General features: G+C 56.6%; 20 protein-coding genes and 1 pseudogene. 10 read left to right on the top strand and 11 right to left on the bottom strand.

Annotated features, from left to right (window positions below; genetic code table 11):
- Positions 1–17: 17 nt before the first annotated feature.
- Positions 18–962 (bottom strand): RluA family pseudouridine synthase, encoded by a 945-nt coding sequence (locus JO972_RS15820; RefSeq protein ID WP_309491060.1) that lies wholly within the window; start codon positions 960–962, stop codon positions 18–20.
- Between the two features lie 94 nt (positions 963–1,056).
- Here JO972_RS15820 and JO972_RS15815 point away from each other — a divergent pair, with 94 nt between their 5' ends.
- The 5 genes from JO972_RS15815 to JO972_RS15795 all read left to right on the top strand — a co-directional run bounded on the left by JO972_RS15815 (position 1,057) and on the right by JO972_RS15795 (position 4,530).
- Positions 1,057–2,310, top strand: coding sequence for a hypothetical protein (locus JO972_RS15815; protein WP_309491059.1), 1,254 nt, complete (start codon positions 1,057–1,059; stop codon positions 2,308–2,310).
- Between the two features lie 114 nt (positions 2,311–2,424).
- Complete coding sequence (locus tag JO972_RS15810) at positions 2,425–3,099, top strand: MotA/TolQ/ExbB proton channel family protein (RefSeq protein ID WP_309491058.1); 675 nt, start codon at positions 2,425–2,427, stop codon at positions 3,097–3,099.
- Positions 3,100–3,147: 48 nt separating this feature from the next.
- Complete coding sequence (locus tag JO972_RS15805) at positions 3,148–3,549, top strand: ExbD/TolR family protein (RefSeq protein WP_309491057.1); 402 nt, start codon at positions 3,148–3,150, stop codon at positions 3,547–3,549.
- Between the two features lie 11 nt (positions 3,550–3,560).
- Positions 3,561–4,112, top strand: a complete 552-nt coding sequence (gene def, locus JO972_RS15800; protein WP_309491056.1) for a peptide deformylase — start codon at positions 3,561–3,563, stop codon at positions 4,110–4,112.
- A 31-nt stretch (positions 4,113–4,143) separates the two neighbouring features.
- Entirely contained in the window at positions 4,144–4,530 is a 387-nt protein-coding gene (locus JO972_RS15795; RefSeq protein ID WP_309491055.1) for an ApaG domain-containing protein, read from the top strand.
- A 128-nt stretch (positions 4,531–4,658) separates the two neighbouring features.
- On the opposite strand, the gene JO972_RS15790 is transcribed toward JO972_RS15795, so the two are convergent.
- The 3 genes from JO972_RS15790 to JO972_RS15780 all read right to left on the bottom strand — a co-directional run bounded on the left by JO972_RS15790 (position 4,659) and on the right by JO972_RS15780 (position 6,825).
- Positions 4,659–5,315: a PEP-CTERM sorting domain-containing protein gene (locus tag JO972_RS15790; RefSeq protein ID WP_309491054.1), complete on the bottom strand. Its 657-nt coding sequence runs from the start codon at positions 5,313–5,315 to the stop codon at positions 4,659–4,661.
- Between the two features lie 241 nt (positions 5,316–5,556).
- Entirely contained in the window at positions 5,557–6,225 is a 669-nt protein-coding gene (gene ispD / locus JO972_RS15785) for a 2-C-methyl-D-erythritol 4-phosphate cytidylyltransferase (protein ID WP_309491053.1), read from the bottom strand.
- An 18-nt stretch (positions 6,226–6,243) separates the two neighbouring features.
- Complete coding sequence (locus tag JO972_RS15780) at positions 6,244–6,825, bottom strand: GatB/YqeY domain-containing protein (protein ID WP_309491052.1); 582 nt, start codon at positions 6,823–6,825, stop codon at positions 6,244–6,246.
- 71 nt (positions 6,826–6,896) lie between these two features.
- Between JO972_RS15780 and recF the strand changes: the two genes are divergently transcribed.
- Positions 6,897–7,940, top strand: coding sequence for a DNA replication/repair protein RecF (recF, locus tag JO972_RS15775; protein WP_309491051.1), 1,044 nt, complete (start codon positions 6,897–6,899; stop codon positions 7,938–7,940).
- Between the two features lie 50 nt (positions 7,941–7,990).
- Here recF and JO972_RS15770 read toward each other — a convergent pair whose 3' ends face one another.
- Complete coding sequence (locus tag JO972_RS15770; RefSeq protein WP_309491050.1) at positions 7,991–9,520, bottom strand: sialate O-acetylesterase; 1,530 nt, start codon at positions 9,518–9,520, stop codon at positions 7,991–7,993.
- 94 nt (positions 9,521–9,614) lie between these two features.
- On the opposite strand from JO972_RS15770, the gene JO972_RS15765 reads away from it, so the two are divergent.
- Positions 9,615–10,811 (top strand): LBF_2804 family protein, encoded by a 1,197-nt coding sequence (locus tag JO972_RS15765; protein WP_309491049.1) that lies wholly within the window; start codon positions 9,615–9,617, stop codon positions 10,809–10,811.
- On the opposite strand, the gene JO972_RS15760 is transcribed toward JO972_RS15765, so the two are convergent.
- The 6 genes from JO972_RS15760 to JO972_RS15735 form a co-directional block, all read right to left on the bottom strand.
- Positions 10,808–11,485, bottom strand: coding sequence for an SDR family NAD(P)-dependent oxidoreductase (locus tag JO972_RS15760; RefSeq protein WP_309491048.1), 678 nt, complete (start codon positions 11,483–11,485; stop codon positions 10,808–10,810). The two genes, JO972_RS15765 and JO972_RS15760, sit on opposite strands and share 4 nt — an antisense overlap.
- On the bottom strand, positions 11,482–12,936 hold the full coding sequence (locus tag JO972_RS15755; protein ID WP_309491047.1) for an SDR family oxidoreductase: 1,455 nt from the start codon (positions 12,934–12,936) through the stop codon (positions 11,482–11,484). The genes JO972_RS15760 and JO972_RS15755 overlap by 4 nt, the downstream gene beginning before the upstream one ends.
- A 1-nt stretch (position 12,937) precedes the next feature.
- A complete protein-coding gene (locus tag JO972_RS15750; RefSeq protein WP_309491046.1) occupies positions 12,938–14,242 on the bottom strand; it encodes an ABC1 kinase family protein in 1,305 nt (434 codons plus the stop codon).
- 5 nt (positions 14,243–14,247) lie between these two features.
- Complete coding sequence (locus JO972_RS15745; RefSeq protein WP_309491045.1) at positions 14,248–14,901, bottom strand: TetR family transcriptional regulator C-terminal domain-containing protein; 654 nt, start codon at positions 14,899–14,901, stop codon at positions 14,248–14,250.
- A 28-nt stretch (positions 14,902–14,929) separates the two neighbouring features.
- Complete coding sequence (locus tag JO972_RS15740) at positions 14,930–15,868, bottom strand: MerR family transcriptional regulator (RefSeq protein ID WP_309491044.1); 939 nt, start codon at positions 15,866–15,868, stop codon at positions 14,930–14,932.
- A 166-nt stretch (positions 15,869–16,034) separates the two neighbouring features.
- Positions 16,035–16,574 (bottom strand): fasciclin domain-containing protein, encoded by a 540-nt coding sequence (locus tag JO972_RS15735; protein ID WP_309491043.1) that lies wholly within the window; start codon positions 16,572–16,574, stop codon positions 16,035–16,037.
- Between the two features lie 278 nt (positions 16,575–16,852).
- Here JO972_RS15735 and JO972_RS15730 point away from each other — a divergent pair, with 278 nt between their 5' ends.
- From JO972_RS15730 to JO972_RS15720, 3 genes and pseudogenes are all read left to right on the top strand, one after another.
- A complete protein-coding gene (locus JO972_RS15730; protein WP_309491042.1) occupies positions 16,853–17,437 on the top strand; it encodes a CIA30 family protein in 585 nt (194 codons plus the stop codon).
- 132 nt (positions 17,438–17,569) lie between these two features.
- Positions 17,570–18,805 (top strand): annotated as a pseudogene (locus JO972_RS15725) (putative DNA modification/repair radical SAM protein); the annotation flags it as partial.
- A gap of 126 nt (positions 18,806–18,931) precedes the next feature.
- On the top strand, positions 18,932–19,798 hold the full coding sequence (locus tag JO972_RS15720; protein ID WP_309491040.1) for a TIGR03915 family putative DNA repair protein: 867 nt from the start codon (positions 18,932–18,934) through the stop codon (positions 19,796–19,798).
- Positions 19,799–19,810: the final 12 nt, after the last annotated feature.

Genomic DNA, 19,810 nt, shown 5'->3' with positions numbered 1-19,810 from the left:
GAATAGCGTCTGAGGGATTATTCTAATCCGGCTGCCGTCGTCCACGGGAGATATTCCTTGGGGATCTGCGCCTGGAAAGCAAGCCGTTCTCCGCTGCGTGGGTGATCGATGACGAGCTGCCAGGCGTGTAGCATCAATCGACCCGGCTGCTCCGGTTGACGTGCCGGTTTGGCATAAATGGGATCGCCTAAAATCGGGGTGCCGAGATGGACCATGTGCACCCTGATCTGGTGGGTGCGTCCGGTATGGAGGTCGCAGAGCACGAGACTGGTGCCGTTTTCCGCACTGTGCAGCACGCGGTAGTCGGTGATGGCTGTCTTGCCACTGCCGGGATTGACCACCGTCATTTTCATGCGGTTGACCGGATGCCGACCAATGTGGGTGAAGATGGTGTCTTCGCTTTTGTTCGGTTGGCTCTGCACCACGGCGAGGTATCGTTTTTCATTGCTGCGCGAGGCAAATTGCGCGGAGAGGTGACGGTGGGCTTCGTCGGTTTTGGCTGCCACCATGCAGCCGGAGGTGTCTTTGTCGAGTCGGTGCACGATACCGGGTCGCTGAGGGTTGATCTCGTATTCGTCGCCATTTTTTTGACTCAGTCCGGAAAGTTTCCCTTGGCAGTGGTGCATCAGGGCGTTGACTAGGGTGCCGTCGTCGTTGCCTGCCGCGGGGTGCACCACCATGCCGGGTGCCTTGTCGATGACGATGATGTCGTCGTCTTCATAGAGCACGGTCAGAGGGATGTCTTGGGCGAGCACGCCTTCGCTGGGTTTTTCATCGGGGAGCTCAATCGAGATCTGGTCGCCATGAGCCACGCTCTGCTTCGCCTTGGCCGGCTGGCCATTGAGGAGGATATGACCGGATTTGAGTAGCGACTGGATTTTCGAGCGCGACAGCTCCGTCAGACGGGCTGTTAAAAATTGGTCGATGCGCTGCGCCTCGATGTCTTCCACCTGAATATTCACGGCCGAGATGCTGCAGGCTGGGGAGAGTGAAGTCAACGCGCAGTCTTGGTCGATTTAGATTTGAGATTTTGCCACGACCTCATAGAGTCCACACGTGAGCCAGTTCACCTTGCTGCAAAAACGAGCCGCCATCTCTGTGATCGCGGCGCTGGGGGTGCACGGCCTGGTTTTTGTCGCATGGATTCTCCTCCTGATGTGGGACCTTCCGCTATTTGCCTACCAAACGCCACCAAGCGAGCCGCAGGTGGAGCCTGAGGTCACCGTGGTGCTGCGGCAAATGCAGACGCTCCCGGAACCGAAGCCACCAGCACTGCCGGAGCCTGCTCCTGAACTGGCGCAACAGCAACCGAAACCCAAAGCTCCCGAGCCACCGAAACCTGAGGTGGAACCCACTCCCGAACCGTCGGTGGTGGTGAAACCCAAGGTGGAAAAACCTGAACCCGCCAAGGCTCCGGAGGTGAGCGAGCGCCGATTCGCCCGCACCTCGGCCGAGCAAGCGGGCACTCCGGATGCCCCGACCGATATTCTCGGCGATCGCGACACCCGTGCCGCCTCCGAGCTGGCGCCCACACCCGGCGCCGCGCCGAACACACCCGCGCAGGATGGAGTGAACCCGCTGCACCCGGGGCACGTGGAAACGGTCGACCGTGATCACCAAGATGGCTCGGTGGGCATGGATCAGACGGGCGAATACACCGAGACGCCGCAGGAGGCAACGGCTCGCAAGGACTCCGAAACCATCGACGATGCCCCCAAGCTCGATGTGCCGACACCTGAGGAGGGGTCGTCTGCCAAGGCGAAAAGCAAGCACCTCGAGCAGGGCCGGATTCTGCCGAACAGCGACGGCGGCGATGGCAAAGCCAGCATTCAGGATGAGCCGAAGGCTGAGGAAAGTCCGAAGGAGAAGCCGAACGAGGGGTCGAAAACAGAAGGGCAGGGGGACGCCATCAAACAAACTCCCAAAAAAGACAACTTCAGCGGGCTCTCGCGTAAAACCAGGGTCACCGGCTCGATCTCGCGTCGGGGGAAAAGCTCGCTCAATGTCAAAAACTCACCGCTCGGGCGTTATCAGGCACTGATCAGTAAGGCGGTGGAGCTGCAATGGCGGCGAAACTGCGAGCAATACCGAGATCACATCGTGCCCGGCGTGATCTCCATGCGCTTTTATATCGACCAGCAAGGCAAAGTCACCAGTGTCCGCTTGGTGGAAGCGGTCGAGGGAAATCTCATCGAACGCGGATTTACCCAGCGCGCCATCCGTCAGGCGAAAATTCCCAAAATGTCCAAAGATGTCATCAAGGAGCTCAATGGGGAGCATCTCGAATTGATCTATAACTTCTACTTCTAAGCATCCAGCACGTAGCCGTCGCCCGAGGCCACGCCGCGCGCCAAAAGAAATCACCATTTCCCGCTGGATCATCCGGCTGTGGCAGTGCATTTCCTGTGCATCGAAAATTTATCCATGATAACGCAAATCCTAATGAACAACGCAGATCCCCAAGCTTGGGAAACCGTGTGGAACTTCTTCAAAAACGGCGGCTGGTTCATGGTGCCGATCCTGATCTGTTCGGTCCTGGCCGTGGCGGTGGTCGCTTATAAAATCATGACCCTCACCAAGTCCCTGATCATTCCCAGCAAGCTGGTCAGTGAGGTGGAGAAAATCGAAGAGCATCTGGAAAAAGGCAGCTTGAATGGTCTGCAGGATCAGTTCACTGCCGGAGAAACCTCTCTGGCCCGCCTGTGCCAAGTGGCGCTGCACAATGCCGGCAGAACGCAGGGCGAGGTGCAGGAGGCTGTGCAGTCGGCCGCTCGCGAGGAAATTGTCAAGATGAACACCGGCATGCCGACACTAGAGGTGGTGATCACCATCGCTCCATTGTTAGGCCTGCTGGGCACCGCCAGTGGATTGGTGATCGTTTTTGCCAGCGTAGGCCAGTCCGCGGATCACGCCAGTGTGGGGCAGGGCATTGCCATGGCGCTGAACACCACGGTGGCCGGCCTCGCCGTGGCCGTTCCCACCGTCATCGCCCACAGCCACTTCAACCGTAAGATTGAGTTGATGGCCGCCCGTCTCGAAGTTCTGATGGGCAAGGTGACTTCCGCCTGCCATCAGCATGTGTTTTTCAAAAACCGCTAACCGTCAGATCCCTTGGAGTTCCAGCGCATCCAACGTAAAATCCCGCCTGTGCCGATCATTCCCTTGATCGACATCTTGGCGATTTTGCTGATCTACTTTGCCGTCGAGTTTGACCCCAAAACCAAACGCCCGGTGATGAATATCGAGCTGGCGCTGGTGCAGGATTCCAAGACCACGACCGAAGTGGTGGAGCCTGCCGCCGTGCTGGCGATCTCCGCCGAGGGCATGATCACTCTCGATGCCACCCGCATTCCCGATGAAATGTTGGTTGACTATCTCAAGGTGTTCCGTGAGAAGTTCCCCAGCCGAAAACTTGAACTTGAGCCCGACAAGGGGCTGCAGTTGGAGGGATTCATTAAAATTCAAAACGCCCTGATCGCCGCAGGAATCAACCCGAAGGACGTGCCGTCACGGGTGAAACTTCCGGAGTCGACCATCGATACCCAATAGCCTGACAAATTATGATTTTAGACATTACCCAATACGGAGACCCTGTGCTTCGCAAGAAATGCAAACCTGTTCAAGTGGTCGATGAGACGATCTTGAAACTGGCCGAAGACATGGTGGAGACCATGGTGGATGCCAATGGCGTCGGTCTGGCCGCCCCTCAGGTGGGCGAGGAACTGCGCATGGCGGTGGTGGATGTTTCTCACGATCCGGACTGCGTTTCCTTCCTCAAGGTGAACGGTGAAGATGCCAAAATGGAGGACATCATGCCGCTGATCTTCATCAACCCGGAGCTGGAACTCGATGGCCCACGCGAAAGCGACAGCGAAGGCTGCCTGAGTATCCATGACATTCGCGCCAACGTGCGCCGCCCAACCATCGTCAAAGCCAAGCTGGAACTGCTCGATGGCAGCATCATGGAGCTGGAAACCGACGGCCTGTTCGCCCGCGCGATTCAACACGAGGTGGACCACCTCAATGGCACCTTGTTTGTCGATCGCATCAGCCCCGCAGCCAAGGTCAGTATCAAACGCAAACTGCGCCGTCTCGCAGCCCATCAAGGCTGATTTCCCAAGAGCTTTTTTCACCCCTGCCACTGTGCCTAAGAAATACCAAGAGCTGGAAGGATTGACCGTGCGTGTGGACGACATCGTCTACATGCCCAGTCTGGATGCTCCTGCGGACAAACCTCACCCCTTCGTCTACTTCATCACCATCGTCAACGAATCCACCGAGCGCGTCAGAATCCTCGGTCGGAAATGGGTGGTGCGTGAGCGCGAAGGCGAGGTCTGCGTGGTGGAAGGTGATGGCGTGGTCGGACAAACTCCCGCACTCGAGCCGGGTGACGATTTTTCCTACAACAGCTACCACGTCATCGGCGATGATGCCGTAGCCAGTGGATCGTTCTTCGGCACCACCGCCGAAGGCAAAAAGGTCCTGGCCAAGGTGCCTGAGTTCAAATTGGAACTCCCCGATTGGGCCTAGGCGTTTAAGCCCTTGTCATCGCGCTACCCTCCACCGGTTTGAGCGTGGCACAAAAAACGCCACCTCCCAGGCAAGTAAAGCCGTGTGAGGTGACGTGTGAGAAAAGTGGTGAGTGTGCAGATGTGGCCTTACTTGCGTCGGCGTAACAGCAAGGCCAGTCCGCCTAGGCCGAGAAGTGCTGCAGAGCCGGGTTCTGGCACCGCGGTGATGCTGATGTTGTCGAGTCCTGTGTCGATTCCGGAGGTCCCGTCAGAGGCATCAGTGAAGGTTAGAACACCTTCGGCATCGGTGGCTGTGAAGGTGAACGTAGAGACCGTTCCGCCATCGCCAATGGTGAGGTCGGTGCCGACACCCGAGCCAATGGAACTCCCCAAGCTGTTGAAGTCGCCATTGATGCGAGCCACGTTGTTGTTGCCGTTGAACATTTCAATCACTTCGAAGGAAACCTCATACTGCTGCCCAATGGTGAGCCCGGTGATCGTTTGGTAGAGCGTCCCTCCCGTGGCCGAACCACCTTCGTTGAAGACGACGTATTGGTCGCCAGCTGCTTTTCCTGAGTTCGATGTGACTGCGGGTTCTCCGTCTGCCAAAATATTGACGCTTCCGCTGGTCGAGCCGGTGAATGTCCAGCCGTCGATCGTATCGACAGTGGTGGCGGCCCAGCTGTTGTCGCCGAGCGATTGAGCGCTGAAATCTGAGTTGATGACGGTGATGGCTGCGTGCGAGACGCTGCTTAGCGACAAGACCGCTAAACCGATGGATGCGAATGGCGTGATGATTTTCATGTGGTTGGTTTTATTGATTGATGGTCATGTTAACCATGATCTTCATTCACATAAAACAAGCTGTGAGCGCTGATGTAAATGTTGTGCAGCCCACAAGAAGTTATGCCAAATCCACATGCAGTGGTCGGCCCGCGAGCTGCTCGCAGAGGCCAGAGGCTTTAACTGAGTCGCATGCGGCGAGCCTTCCCCCACGATGAGGGACGCGTGCGATGAGGTCTGACGATCGATCAGCTCTGCGTCATCACGTGGATGCGGGCAGATGTTTTTGCGCCTGCTCGATATCAGCCGGGTAGGTGATTTTTGGGTTGGTGCTGTCGTTGGTGACCAGCTTGACCGGCTGACCGATGAGTTCCATGGCGGAAACTTCATCGGTGACGCGTGCGCCGGATTCCTGCACTTGTCGGTAAGCCTTGAACAGTAACTCGGCTTGGAAAATTTGCGGCGTCTCCATCAGCCAGAGGTCGTCGCGGCTGACGGCTGCCGAGACCATGCCATGTTCGTCGGCACGTTTGACGGTCTCGGTGACCGGGCGCGCCGAGGCGGCCGCACCGTGTTCGCTGGCCGATTGCAGAACCTTGCGGATTTGCTCCACCGAAATTAATGGTCGGGCGCCATCGTGCACCGCGATGAAGTCGGTGTCGCCCGCGAGCACGGCCAGACCGGAGGCTACCGAGTCGTGGCGGTCGGTGCCGCCGTCGACACGCTGAATCAGCTGCTCGGAGAACTCGACGTCGAGTTCATCAAAGCGGGCTTCGGGGCAGACGACAACGATCTCACTGACCTCGGAACAGGCGGCAAAGGCCTCGATGCTGCGTTGCAGCACCGGCTTGCCTGCGAAGTCGGCGAGCAGTTTGTCAAAGCCCATACGCCGACTCGATCCAGCGGCGACGATGATGGCGGCAAATTTCACGGGGGGAGAATGTCGCGGTTAGGAAAGGCGCTTCATCACGGCCTGGGAGAGCGTTTTGCCATCGGCACGTCCTCCGGTTTTTTCCTGCAGAATGTTCATCACCTTGCCGATGTCCTTGCGGGATTCTGCGGCGGACTCGGCGATGGCGGCATCGACGGCGGCTTCGATTTCCTCCTGGCTCATAGCTGCGGGGAGGTAGGTTTCCAGCACGATGATTTCTTCCTTTTCCGTCTCGGCCAGCTCGGCACGACCTGCGTTTTCGAATTGCTCGATGGAGTCTTGGCGCTGTTTGATCTGCTTACGGATGATGTTGATCACTTCGTTATCGGGCAGCTCGGTGCCGGCACCGGATTTTTCGATGGCGGCATTGGTGATTGCTGTTTTCAGGGCGCGGAGGACGTTGAGGGCTGCCTTGTTGCGCTCGCGCATGGCAGTTTTCATATCTTCGAGAATGGTGTTGGTCAGAGAACTCATGATGGTAGTGGATGGTAAAAGGTTGATGGCTGACGGCCCGCCGTCAGAAGTCGAGCGGGCGATCCATGGCGACATCATTCCCTGATCCGGCGGGGGATCAAGAATAGAATGCGGACTGGCTGACACGATGATTCGGCTCGCTTGATTTCGCTGAATTTGGAATTTGGAATTTATGCGTTAAAACCTACCATCCGCGCGTGCTCAGCTCACTCCGACTTCAGAACTTCCGTTGCTTTGATGCCTTGGCTCTCGAAGTGCCGGCATCGGGCGCTGTATTCGTCGGTTCGAATGCGATGGGGAAGACGTCGATTCTGGAAGCGGTCTGCGTGCTGGTCCGATTGCAATCGCCCCGCAGCTCGCGGATGGGGCGGATGGTGCAGGTGGAGACGCCGGGGTTTGGTATCGCTGGCGACTGCTGGGAAAGCGATCGCCAAGTCCGCTTTGCCGCACGCAAGGGGCTGACCATGAAGGTGGACGATGAAGCCGTGGTAAAGCAGGGCGACTACCTGCGAGCGGGTGGTCTGGTGGTGTGGATGGGCAATGACGATCTGGAGCTGGTGCGCGGCTCGGCCAAGGTGCGACAACGCTATCTCGATTTCTTGGGATGCCAGGTCGACCCGGTCTACCGCGATCACTTGCACCGCTATCAACGTGTCCTGAAGGCGCGCAATCTCCTGCTCAAAGACCAATTCCCTAGAGAGGATGAGCTGGCTGCTTACAGCGGGCTGTTAGTTCAGCATGGGAACTATCTGACCTCGTCGCGGAAGCAATTGGTGGCGTTGTTAGAACCTGAGGCATCGACCTCGCAAGCGACCGTCAGTTCCTGCGATGAACGGGTCGGTCTGGAATACGTAGCCGGCTCCGGCGATGACCTTGCGGCAAGTTTGGAAATGACCGCCGAACGCGAACGCCGCCTCGGCCAGACAGTGGCCGGGCCGCACCGCGATGAGCTGCGGCTGACGATCAATGGCATGGCTGCGAATGATTTTGCCAGCGAAGGCCAACAGCGGACTTTGGCACTCTCGATGAAACTGGCCCAGGGTGAGCTGCTGCAAAAACAAGCCGGACGGCTGCCGATTTACCTGCTCGATGACATCTTTGGCGAGCTCGACCCAAGTCGCCGCAACGCGCTGATGGCGGCCTTGCCCAAGCAGGCGCAAAAGCTGATCACCACCACCAATGTCGATTGGATGGATGACGACTTCGCGGTGATCGAGATGCAATCGCTGGTGGCTCGATAAGCTGGTGGTTCGCAAAAGGAGCAGCACCAGCGTTAGAGCGGTTGCCGGGTTTACTTGGTGGTGAAGCAGCTGGTCGGTAGGTCTTCGCCGTTCACCAAATTGGCTCCTTCGGCGAGGATGTTCCAGGCGTAACGTGCTTGGGTGGGCTTCTTGATTTGATCGTTGTGCAGCACCACGGTGTCGCCCTTGATCTTGGCTTCGGCCGGGAGCCATTTACCTTGGCTGTCGAGCAACTCAAAGGCACCGGGGGCTTTGCCGTCTCTTGTTTTCAGGCCCTTGGCGTGGTTGAAGTGGATGGTCATGGTCGTGCCGGAAACCTCGCTGGAGGCGTAGAGCGGACCGGAAACGATGATGTCACGGAACCCGTAATCCTGGTGTAGCGCCCAGCGTGCGAGACGCTGACCGACGTCGATCTTGTTCGATGGGTGAATGTTGGTCAGGTTGCCGATGTCGTTGATCACCGCCATACCGATGTGGGTGTCTTCCATCTCCGGATCGTCGAGCAGCTGGCGCATTTCATCCTGCACAGGGACCCAGCCGAGGCGTTCTGTTTGGCCGAAGTTGGCGAGTTGGACGTAGTAAAAGGAGAGCTTGCTGTCCCATTGTTTCTGCCAGTCGCGGATGAGCAGTTTCAGCAGCTCGGAGTAATCGTGGGCGGACTTGTCGTTGGCGTTGGATTCACCCTGATACCAGATGGCTCCTTTGGCGGAGTAACCGGCGATGGGAGCAATCATGCCGTTATAAATCGTTGAGTGTAGTCGACTGCTGAATGCAGGTGCCGGTGGCATTTGCGGTTTTCTTGGCTGGCGTCCCTTCTTGGTTTTTTCCCAGGCGGCGAGTCGTTGTTTCCACTTGGCAATTACTTGGTCCTGGCGTTTTTGGGCGGCTTCAGGGGAGTAGCGCTTGATGGCATTGGCCTTGGCCTCCACGAGGTATTGCAGGTCCTTCGCCTGCTTCATGGAAGCATCGCTGATGAATGGCTCGATGCGTTTGCCGCCCCAGGCGCACTCGATGATGCCGACGGGCACATTGAGTTTTTCACGCAGTGCCTTGGCGTAGTAGTAACCCACGGCGGTGAATTTCGGCGTGTTTGCCGGCTTGGTGCTGAGCCACTTGCCGGGGAAATCTTTGACAGGTTGATCGGAGGTGACGTTTCTGGAGACGTAGACTCTGAGGAGGTCGTCCTTGGCCTGAACGTCAGCCGTTTCGCCGCCGAGCCGTTGAATGGACCACTCCATGTTCGACTGCCCGCTGGCGATCCAGACTTCGCCGACCACAACATCCTTGATGACCTTGGTCTCGTCGCCCACGGTGATGCTGAGTTCTTCGCCTTGAGTGGTCGCTTTCAGCGCATCGAAGGTGATGGTCCATTTGCCGGACTTGTCAGTGGTGGCGGTGGACTTTTTCCCCGCAAAGCTGGCGCTGACCTGAGTGTTAGGTTTTGCCCAACCCCATACCTTGGCGTTGGATTGCTGTTGCAGGACCATGCCGTCTGAGAAAAATGAGGGCATGGAAACGTTGGCCATGGTCGGCAGTGCCGATGCCACGCCGAGGACGAGAGTGAGGATGAGTTGTTTCATAAGAAAGAGCCAATAAGTCAGCGCCATCAGAATTCGCTGTTGGCACAAGATGTCAATGGCGATTTGTTCCTGTGCATGAGCGTGTGATTGACCTATGCATCAGCGAGTCATCATCGATTGGTCTGAGGAAACAGGTCGATTGAAACGTGGCATAGGCGACGAAGCCTCGGAAAAATTTATGAAGGATAGCGACGTTGAAGTGGTCAGTAAGGCCGGGCCGCTTGAGAAAGCCGGCCATGCTCTGCTGCGGCGGATGGGGCCGACATGTCCGGATGGCACCAGCCTGGAAGATCAGCGGGTGTTGACCGATGAAGAGCAGCTGCAACTCAGAAACATCGTGCGCTGGACCGTCTTTCGCGCGGGGCTGGTCGGTGCGCTTTCGGCCTGTGCGGCAGCCATCGCGGCGGTCTATGCCGAGCAATGGTTCCCCGACAATAAGATCAACTACTGGCTGCTCTTTGGTGGTGTTTCTGCGCTGGCGGCGATGCTTGAGGTGGGATTTCTTTATTACGATTCACTTCGTGCGGTGCACCGGATTTCCAATGCCTGCGACGTCGAACTCTTTCCGGAGGGTGACGACCGGTCGGCGATGGCCGGGGTGATGGTGCGGGCGGCGATGGAGTTGCCGAATCCACCCGACAGCGACCCCTACGTGAATCCATTTCGCGAAGCGTCGAAGCTCAAGATCTTGTTAGGTGTGCTGATGTATAAGGGGAAGGTTCTGGTCTCCAATGCGCTGGCGAAGGTATTGATCCGGAAGATTTTTGCCCGAGGAGCGGCGCGGGCGTGGCTGGAATTTGTCGCGGTGCCGGTGACCGCCATTTGGAATGCGGTGATCTGTTTCTGGGTGCTGCGTGAAGCGCGGGTGCGGGCGATTGGGCCCTCGGCCATTTTGGAATCGCTGCCTGTGATGTTAGAAAATGCCAGTCCAGAGCTAGCCGCCAGTGCGCAGCGTGCGGTGGGCTGCTGTGTCGCCGCCAGCAGGGACCTGCACCCGAACCATCTGCAAATGCTGGTATGGATGCGACAACGTTCCGGCGTGAAAGTCACCGACGAGCCTGAGGACAGAGCTCGCTTTCAGCAAAGCTTGGACGGACTCGATGAAGTGGAGCGCCGGGTGGCGGTGGATGTTTTTGCCATGGCCGCGATTATTGACGGTCGGGTGTCGGCTAGAGAGCGCAAGTTGCTCGAGAAAATCGCCGGAAACGAGGTGGCCAACTCGCTGCGGTCACGCCTGCACGATTTCCGGATGGGCAGGGGGCTTGGCTCGATCACTGCGGAGCAAAGTTAGAACGTTCTGACGCTGCTCATGCCGCCATCGGCGTGGAGGATCTGGCCGGTCATGAAGCGGGCGTCGTCTGATAACAACCACGCCGCCAGACTGGCGATCTCGCTGGGCATGCCGACACGTTTCAGCGGATGCCTCTCTGCGGACGCTTGGCGTTTTTGATCGGAGTTGAGCAAGGGTTCGGCGAGCTGGGTATCGGTCAGTGACGGCGCAATGGCATTCACGCGGATGGCGGGTGAGAGCTCGGCGGCGAGTGCCCGCGTCAGGCCTTCCACCGCGCCCTTGGCCATGGCGATGGAGGCGTGGAAGGGCAAGCCGGTCTGCACTGCCACGGTGGAAAACATCACCACCGAGGCATGTTCCGCCTGCTTGAGCGACGGCAAAGCCTGCTGCACGCTGTGCGCAGCTCCAAGCGCGTTGAGTTTCCATTCATTCATCATCTCTTCTTGGCTCAATCGGTGGAAGGGCTTCAGGGTGATGGATCCGGGGCAGTATACCAGGCCGTCTAACTTTTCCGGCAGTTCGAGGCTATCTGCGCTGGTGGCATCGTAGACTTGATGATCAAAGTTCGATGGCTGACGGCTGGCGGTGAGGACCTGATGGCCGTCGCGTTGTAGCTGCTGCGCCAGCTTCTCTCCGATGCCGGAATTGCCGCCGATGATGAGGGTCGTTTTCATGATGCTGGGTCGTGGGGTTTCCATCCACTCGCCAGCTGGCGTGCCATGCGGGGAAAGAGGATGAGGTGGAGGGGAAAGGTGGCATACCAGTAAGCGCGACCGATCAGGCCGAGCGGACGGAAGGTGGCGGTCTGCTTGAGTGTCTCGCCATCGACCTGAAACTCTAACCAAGCCTCGCCGGGTAGTCGCATTTCCGCGTAGAGCATCAGTCGGCCAGCGTCCCGATCCGCCACGACCACGCGCCAGAAGTCCAGGGCATCGCCAGGTTTCAGTTCGGTGGCGCTGCGTCTGCCGCGGCGCATACCGATGCCGCCGATCATCTTGTCCATCAGCCCGCGCAGCTTCCACGCCCAAGTCATACTCGGCCAGCCGCGTTTGCCACCGATCGACCACACCGCGTCCACAGCATCGTTTCTGCTGCTGGTTAGAGACACGCTTTGGCTATCGCCTAAAATCCCATACTCCGGAACCTGGATGTTACGGATTTGGTCGGGCCGAAGTTTACCGGTGGACATGGCGCCATACCAGGTCGATGGCACCCGGTTCTGGGCGATGCGTGAAAAGGCTAACTCGATCGCTTGCTGATAGCTGAGCAGTTCCTGGGGGATGATTTCCTGAATCTGATGCTCACGACAAACGGTTTCCATGTGCAGACTGCCTACCAGCGCCTTGGCCAGCTGGTAATTGGTCGCCGTGACCAGGCTGAGCCAGTAGGAGGAAAGTCGGGGCGAGAAAAGTGGCGCCGGGATGATCAGGCGGACCAGCCCTCGGGTGTCGGCATACAGCTTCATCATATCGCGGTAGCTCAGCTGGTCCGGGCCGCCGATATCGAAGCTTTGATTCAGGCATTTTTCGTTGGCCAAGACACCTGTTAGGTAGGCGATGACATTGCGGATGGCGATCGGTTGGCAGCGGGTGCGTGTCCAGCGCGGGGTGATCATCACCGGCAACTTCTCCACCAGATCGCGGATGATTTCAAAGGACGCCGATCCGGAACCGACGATGATCGATGCCCGCAGGGTGGTGAGCGCGATGCTGCTCTGGGAAAGCAAATCCGCGACCCGCTGCCGCGACTCGAGGTGGGTGGAAAGTTTTCTTGAATCCGGAATGATGCCGGATAGATAGATGATCTGGCGGCATGAGGTGGGCGCCAGCCACTGGATGAACTGCTCTGCGCACTGTTCCTCCCTCGCGGCAAACCCCGGACCTGAGCCCATGGAGTGAATCAGGTAATAGGCGGCATCGATGTCCGGTGGGCAGGTGGCATCGGAGCTTTTTGATAGGAAATCATGCTCTACGATTTCCAAGCGATCGCCGAACATCTCCAGCGTTTTTTGATCGAGCCGATCCTTGTTGCGCACCACCGCCACCACCTCGTGCTCGGTCGAGCTGAGGGCGGAGAGCAGCCGCAGGCCGATGTAGCCGTTGGCTCCGGTGATTAGGATTTTCATGTTAGTCAGCGAAGGACGGAAGCTTCGCGGTGATGGTGGCATTCAGGCTGCCGACCAGATGATAGAGGCCGAAGTAGGTGCGGTTTAAATAGAGTGCGTTGGCATTGCCCCGCGAGGTGCTGAGATCGCTGAGCTCTTTGTCTAGGCGGGTGCGCTCGCCGAAGTCGGCGAGTTCATCGAAGTAGGCTTGGTTTGAAAAATCAAATGGTTGCTCGAGGAACGGTCTCGATAAGAGCTCGACCGATTCCTTGAATACCGAGGTCAGCTTGTCGCGCTGCTGTGGGGTATCGGAGCCTAACAATAATCCGATTTTTTCCAGTGCGCCACGGAAGGCTTGATCATCGCCTAACACTTCTGGGTTCATTAGCGAGAAGTAGTCGGTGTAGAAGCTCTCGCCGAGCTGCTTGGTGCAGCCAAAATCGAGCACCCAGAGTTCGCCCTCGTGGATCTTGAAATTGCCGGGATGGGGGTCGGCATGGAAAAGGCGCAGCTGGTGGATCTGGTGGTGGTAAAAGTCCCAAAGCGCCTGAGCAATCCGCTGTTTTTCATCGGCCGGTGCGTCCGACTCCGCGTATTGATCCAGGTGAATGCCCTCGACCCATTCCATGGTCAGGATGCGTTTGCTGCTGAACTCGGGGAAATAGTTGGGGAAACGAGTCAGTGGTAGGTTCTGTGAGTTCTGCACCAGATCGAGCGATCGCTCAAGCTCCAGACAGTAGTCGGTTTCCTCTAACAATCTCTCCTGAACCTCCATCATGTAAGGATCGAGTGATTTGGCATCCAGCTGGAACAGGCGCATGGCGAGGGGTTTGACGATGGCCAAGTCCGACTTCAAGCTATTCGCCACCCCCGGATATTGAATCTTCACGGCGTATTTTTGGTCGGCTTTTTCTGCCTGGTGCACCTGACCGATTGACGCTCCCGACACCGCCTTGCGTGTGAACTGCTCGAACAATTCGTCCGGGTGTTTGCCCATTTCTTTCCTGAAGGTATTCACCACCAGGGGGAAGGTCAGCGGTGGTGCGTTGTATTGGGCTTTGGAAAATTCATCGACGTATTGCTCCGGGATCAGATTGCGATCCATACTGAGCATCTGGGCCAGTTTCAGCGGGCCACCTTTGAGCTGGCTAAAGGTATCGTAGGTCTGCCGGGCGGTGGTTTCATGGAACTCCGATTTGTCGTCGTTGCCAGTGATCGCCTTGCGCGTCTGATACTTGAGATAATTCACCCCGACTTGCACGCCGGTGGTGGCCAGTCGGGTGGCCCGACCGAGTTTGTGCTTGGGGATTTTTGTTTGTTCGTTCATGGCGCTTAGGCGTCGGGGAGGGTGAAGCGGCGGAGTAGAAAGCGACCGAGGTCGATGGCGGAGTCGAGGCTGCCGCTGCGGGACAGATCGGCGCCGAGACGGACACTCTTTTCGATGAAGGCATCGGTGTCCTGAAACTCCTCCGAGTGGTCTTTGCGGTAAAATTCGATGACGCTGCGCAGCTGTTCAAACATCAGTTGTGGGTATTTCTCGGTGAGTTTCTTGCGGTCGGCGATCGATCCTTCCTCAAGCCCCTGAGTGATGATCTCAGAGGCAAAGGCAACGAAGCGTTGGCGCATGGCTTTCACCGATTGATAACAGCCCGGCCGTGGAAAAAATTCGACCAATCGCGAGCGATGCTTCTGCGCGTGCGCGATGAAGGTGTAGTAAAAAGCCAGCAGTTTTTGCTCGGCCGGATACTCCGGATAATCGTCATCGCTATCTAACACCGCGATGGTTTCCTCCACCAGCGATAACCAATAGCGGCTTTCCAGAGACTCAAAGCTCGATGCCTGCTGATAGAAATCCTCTTCGCTGATGCCGAGTTTTTCCGTGAAGCCGTAGACGCTGGCGGGGCGCTTGCCCTCGGTGAGAAGGAAATGCCAGTAGGCCTGGGTGATGTCAGGCGGTGACGGTTGGGGATCGGTGTTCGAGCTCATGGTGCTGGGGTGGTGGTTGGTTTAGAATTCATGCCGAGGATGCAATGAAGCGCTTCTCTCGAATGCTTTGCAGCGCTGGTGTTAAGTCTGTGATGGAAGGGACGAGCGTGGCGTTGATTTGCTCGAGAGCTTTCGCGTAATTATCGAGCGAATTGCCACCGACCAAGATCGGTAAATGGTCAGGTGTAAGCTTGCGCAAAGTGTGCAACTCGCCTGCCAACATGGGGTCGTCAATCGGGTAAACAATGCTCAGCAGTAGGGCCGTTGCCTTGGCGTGAACCAAGGCGCTGGCAATCTCGCCAGCTGGCAGAGAAGCCCCTAAATTGATAGTTTTCCAGCCATGCATCCGTGCCAGGCAGGCACCAATGCTGGCACCGAGGTCGTGGATTTGGCCCGCGGGAGTGGTGACCACAAGCACAGGTGCGTTTTCGTCCAAATTAAAAGCCCGGACGCTGTGGGCAAGGTAGTCCTTGATGAAGCTGGTGGAGGCATGCTCGCCTGCCACGGTAAGTATGCCCTTGTTCCAGTCGTCACCGACTCGGTTGATCGTGGGAATGATAACAAATTCCAAGAGTCCGGAATATCCGAGACTCAAGGTCGCCTCATCGAAAACTTTTTCGAGCGATTCTTGATCGTAATCACGGATTGCCTCACAGGCAGCGGTGACAAAGGGTTCACTTTTTTTCGAGGTGTGGATGAAGTTGGGCTCGGTGGCATTTTCCTCGAAGCTCTCTAACATTTCCTCGAGTTCGGCATCCTTCAAGCCGGCGACGTTACTGATCGCGTATCCCTGCTGGACCAGTTTGGCTAAGGTTTGCAGTCGGGCAATGTCATCGTCCGTGTATAAACGCCGATTCGTCTCGGTGCGTTGCGGCGTCACGGCGGCGTAACGTTTTTCCCAAACGCGGATGACGTGTGCGCTCAGGCCCGTGAGTGCCGTGGCTGCTTTGATTCCATGTGTGTTCATCGTGAGGATAGTGAGCGACAAAGTAACGCTTGTGGAGCCGGGGTGACAGCTAGAAATAGAGTATTTGTGATGAGGTTCGATGCGCTGGGGGGAAAGCATAACAGCGATGCGAGGGGGCGCATCGCTGTTACTAGGGGGTGAATGTTGGGTAAGTCATTGCGACCCATTAGGGCATAATGACGGTGTCGATCACGTGGATGACTCCGTTCGATCCCTCAAGGTCTGTCTTGATGACTTTAGCTCCGTCGACGGTTACGCTGCCCTCAGCGACCTTGATTTCGATGGTTGAGCCCTCGAGAGATGTGACTTCACCACTGGCGACATCGGCAGCCATTACTTTTCCTGGCACGACGTGATACTTGAGAAGCTTTGCCAGCTTGTCTTTATTTTCAGGTTTCAGCAAAGCTTCTACGGTGCCCTTTGGAAGTTTTTCAAAGGCTGCATTGGTGGGGGCGAAGATGGTGTAAGGGCCTTCACCGCTAAGAGCTTCGGCCAAACCTGCTGCTTTGACCGCAGCGACCAGGGTAGAAAAGTCTTTGTTGCCAGCTGCGATCGCTACCACGGTTTTGGCCTCTTCCTCGGTGGAAACGGTCATCACGCTTTCGCTGCTGTGTGCTTTGCTGCTGCATTCGCTGGCTAGTGCTGTCGCACCGGTGAATGAACCAGTGAGGAGAGAGATGCAGGCTAATTGAATCGTTGTTTTCATCGTTTTTGTTGGTTTTGGGTTTGGCAGCTGAACCTTGTGCTCGGCTGATGACTTAAATTAGACATAAAATAGACGGTGTCAAAAAATATTTGGATTTTCAGGTTTTTTGTAGCTTGGCGGTGTTGGGTGTATTTCGCTGTTTTCTACCTATATATGAGTGTTTATTGGGAGTTTTGTTGAGGATTTTACTCAAAAAGTTAAGGTGTAAACAAAATTGAGACAAAAATAGTTGCATTGAGTCAAAATATAGACAATGGTCCTCCATGAAGCTCATCGCCATGAACACAATTATCTTCAATAGCCTATTTCTCCTCGCTGCCGGCAACCTTTTCGCTCAGGCCGATCCGCCACCGACCAAGACCCTGGACGATTTCCAAACCAAGCAATCTGCTGACAGGTGGATGAGCGTCAACGATGGCGTCATGGGTGGGCTATCCCAAGGTAAGCCAAGTTTTGACACTTCATCAAAACTTCTGTTCAAGGGGGCTATTTCTCTCGAAAACAACGGCGGTTTTTCATCGATTCGCACACGCAGAACGAACTGGGATCTTTCGGACTACCACGGTATCGAGCTGAGAGTGAAAGGGGATGGTCGGATGTATTATCTGACCGCGCGTTCGGGGGGCGGCAGAATGTTGGCCTTCTGGAGTCCCATCCAGCCACCCAAGGATGAGTGGACCGTTATCCGAGTGCCCTTCGATACTTTTTACGCCACGTATTTTGGCAAAAAAATTCCAGCCCTGAATCTGAACACACAGAAGGTAAGCAGCGTCGGTTTCATGCTCTATGATAAGAAAGACGGAGCCTTCGCTCTGGAGGTCGATTCCATCAAGGCATACCGGGATGAGGCTTCGGTCAAGTAGGCAGCATTTTTTTACACACCTCGTGGTGTCACACACAGCAGCAGCCTCCATGCGTTTGCATGGGGGCTGTTTTATGTCGTGGTATTATCTAACTCATCTTGATCAATTTGTTCGTGTGACTAGTGTGTTCGTATGAATACTTTAAGCAAGTTGGAGATTTTGGCGGATGCCGCCAAGTATGATGCTTCTTGTGCTAGCTCCGGAGCGGCGAAGAAAAACTCGAGCCAAGGCAAGGGGGTCGGATCCACCGGAGGGGCAGGGATTTGTCACTCGTATGCTCCGGACGGTCGGTGCATCTCTTTGCTCAAGCTGCTACTCACCAATGTCTGCCTTTACGACTGCCACTACTGCATCAACCGCCGATCCAGCAATGTGCGCCGCGCCCGCTTCACGCCTGAGGAGGTGGTCGAGCTGACGCTCTCCTTTTACAAACGCAATTACATCGAGGGCCTGTTCTTGAGCTCGGGCATCATTCGCAGCGCGGACTATACCATGGAGCAGCTGATCCAGGTGGCGAAGACCCTGCGTGATGATCATCATTTTCGCGGATACATCCACTTGAAAACCATCCCCGAAGCCTCGCCAGAGTTGATTGAGCTGGCTGGGAAATACGCGGATCGGCTGAGTATCAACGTGGAGCTGCCCCGACAAGAAACGCTGGCCAAGCTGGCGCCAGAGAAAAATGTCGCCCGCACCCGCGATGCGATGGGTAGCATTGGCGAGAAGATCAAGGAGTCGAAGGTGATCAAGCGCGAGCTCAGGAAAAAGAAGGTGCGCAGTCAGGTCGGCACCTTTGCCACCGGGCAGTCCACCCAGATGATCATCGGAGCAGATGGTTCCACGGATGCCCACTTTCTCACTCGGGCCGAAGATCTCTACGGCAACTTCAAGCTTAACCGCGTGTATTACTCCGCCTTCAGTCCCATCCCCGAGCCCTCGGTGATCTTGCCGCTGAAGTCACCGCCGCTGGTGCGCGAGCACCGGCTCTATCAGGCGGATTGGCTGCTGCGTTTTTATGGCTACGATGTCGCCGAGCTGATGCCGGCCGAGGCGCCTAATCTGGATCTCGATATCGACCCAAAATTATCTTGGGCGCTGCGCAACCGGCAGGTGTTTCCCGTGGATGTGAACCGTTCACCGATCGAACTGCTGTATCGCATCCCCGGTCTGGGAGTGAGAAATGCGCAGCGGATCGTCGGGTTGCGCCGTCACCACGCGCTGCGGCTTCAGGACCTGATCAAGCTACGGGTGAATTTGAAAAAGTGCCTGCCGTTCATGATCTGCATCGATCACTCACCGAGTCGATTGGAGTGGAGTAGCGAGCGACTGCGGGCGCACTTCGCGCCGCCGCCGGAGCAGCTGGAGTTGTCCTTTGATCCGCCATCGACAAGCAAACCAGTCAGTAGTGACCTATCGACCGCGAAGGAGGCACATCATGGAGAATTTTAATCTCTGCGCGATGAACCGCATCCCTTATACCACATGAAAAACGTCATGATCCAACCTAGCTTTGATGCCTGGCGTCGCCAAGCACGTCAGCTCTTGGGGCAGCAAATTTCGCCGGCAGAGGTGCTGTGGTCGACAAAAACATCAGAAACCGCGGACGAGTTCGATTTTTCCACCCCGAGCATTACACAAGAAGATCCGGCAGAGTATTTGCCGACTCAAAAGGCCCCGGATCACAAGGTTCCTCGGGCATTTGTTAGGCTTGCGGAAAGTGTTGCCTGCCATCGCTCTGATCAGCAGTGGAGCTTGTTATACGAGCTATTGTGGCAGATCACCGTGCAGGGGGATCGGTCGCTGTTAAAAAATCAAACCGATGCGCGCATGTTGAGTTTGCAGAAAATGCAGGCCGCCATCCGCCGCGACATTCATAAAATGCGAGCCTTCGTGCGTTTCAAGCTGATCGAAGGCGATGGCGAGGAGCACTACGTGGCATGGTTCGAGCCGGAGCATCGTATTGTTAGAGTGAATGCGCCGTTCTTCAGGAAACGCTTCACCGGGATGAAGTGGTCGATCTTGAGTCCGGACGAATGCGCGCACTGGGACGGTCGGCAGATGGAATTCAGTGAAGGCGTGAGCAAGGATCAGGTGCCGAAGGATGAAGATGCTTTGGAACGCTATTGGCTGGCCTACTACCGCAATATTTTCAATCCGGCCCGGGTGAAAATCAAGATGATGCAGTCGGAGATGCCGAAAAAATACTGGAAAAACTTACCGGAGGCGGAGGTGATCGAGGAGCTGATCCAGACCAGTCACGATCAGGTTTTGGAGATGATGGACCGCCATGCTCGCGCGGTGAAACCGCTGCCGAGCGTCGAGTATCTGGAGGAGCTGCATCGCATGAATCAAGAGGAGTGATAGAGGCTGGTA

It is taken from the genome of Oceaniferula flava (assembly GCF_016811075.1).
GTDB lineage: Bacteria > Verrucomicrobiota > Verrucomicrobiia > Verrucomicrobiales > Akkermansiaceae > Oceaniferula > Oceaniferula flava.
This window is presented reverse-complemented; position numbering and strand designations above follow the sequence as displayed.

What these genes read in the sequence shown, in the direction of transcription:
- JO972_RS15750 (WP_309491046.1), bottom strand. Translation starts at nt 14,242, where the DNA reads ATGAACGAACAAACAAAAATCCCCAAGCACAAACTCGGTCGGGCCACC.
- JO972_RS15730 (WP_309491042.1), top strand. Translation starts at nt 16,853, where the DNA reads ATGAACACAATTATCTTCAATAGCCTATTTCTCCTCGCTGCCGGCAAC.
- JO972_RS15770 (WP_309491050.1), bottom strand. Translation starts at nt 9,520, where the DNA reads ATGAAACAACTCATCCTCACTCTCGTCCTCGGCGTGGCATCGGCACTG.
- JO972_RS15790 (WP_309491054.1), bottom strand. Translation starts at nt 5,315, where the DNA reads ATGAAAATCATCACGCCATTCGCATCCATCGGTTTAGCGGTCTTGTCG.
- JO972_RS15810 (WP_309491058.1), top strand. Translation starts at nt 2,425, where the DNA reads ATGATAACGCAAATCCTAATGAACAACGCAGATCCCCAAGCTTGGGAA.
- JO972_RS15760 (WP_309491048.1), bottom strand. Translation starts at nt 11,485, where the DNA reads ATGAAAACGACCCTCATCATCGGCGGCAATTCCGGCATCGGAGAGAAG.
- JO972_RS15740 (WP_309491044.1), bottom strand. Translation starts at nt 15,868, where the DNA reads ATGAACACACATGGAATCAAAGCAGCCACGGCACTCACGGGCCTGAGC.
- JO972_RS15720 (WP_309491040.1), top strand. Translation starts at nt 18,932, where the DNA reads ATGATCCAACCTAGCTTTGATGCCTGGCGTCGCCAAGCACGTCAGCTC.
- JO972_RS15745 (WP_309491045.1), bottom strand. Translation starts at nt 14,901, where the DNA reads ATGAGCTCGAACACCGATCCCCAACCGTCACCGCCTGACATCACCCAG.
- JO972_RS15755 (WP_309491047.1), bottom strand. Translation starts at nt 12,936, where the DNA reads ATGAAAATCCTAATCACCGGAGCCAACGGCTACATCGGCCTGCGGCTG.
- def (WP_309491056.1), top strand. Translation starts at nt 3,561, where the DNA reads ATGATTTTAGACATTACCCAATACGGAGACCCTGTGCTTCGCAAGAAA.
- JO972_RS15765 (WP_309491049.1), top strand. Translation starts at nt 9,615, where the DNA reads ATGCATCAGCGAGTCATCATCGATTGGTCTGAGGAAACAGGTCGATTG.
- JO972_RS15735 (WP_309491043.1), bottom strand. Translation starts at nt 16,574, where the DNA reads ATGAAAACAACGATTCAATTAGCCTGCATCTCTCTCCTCACTGGTTCA.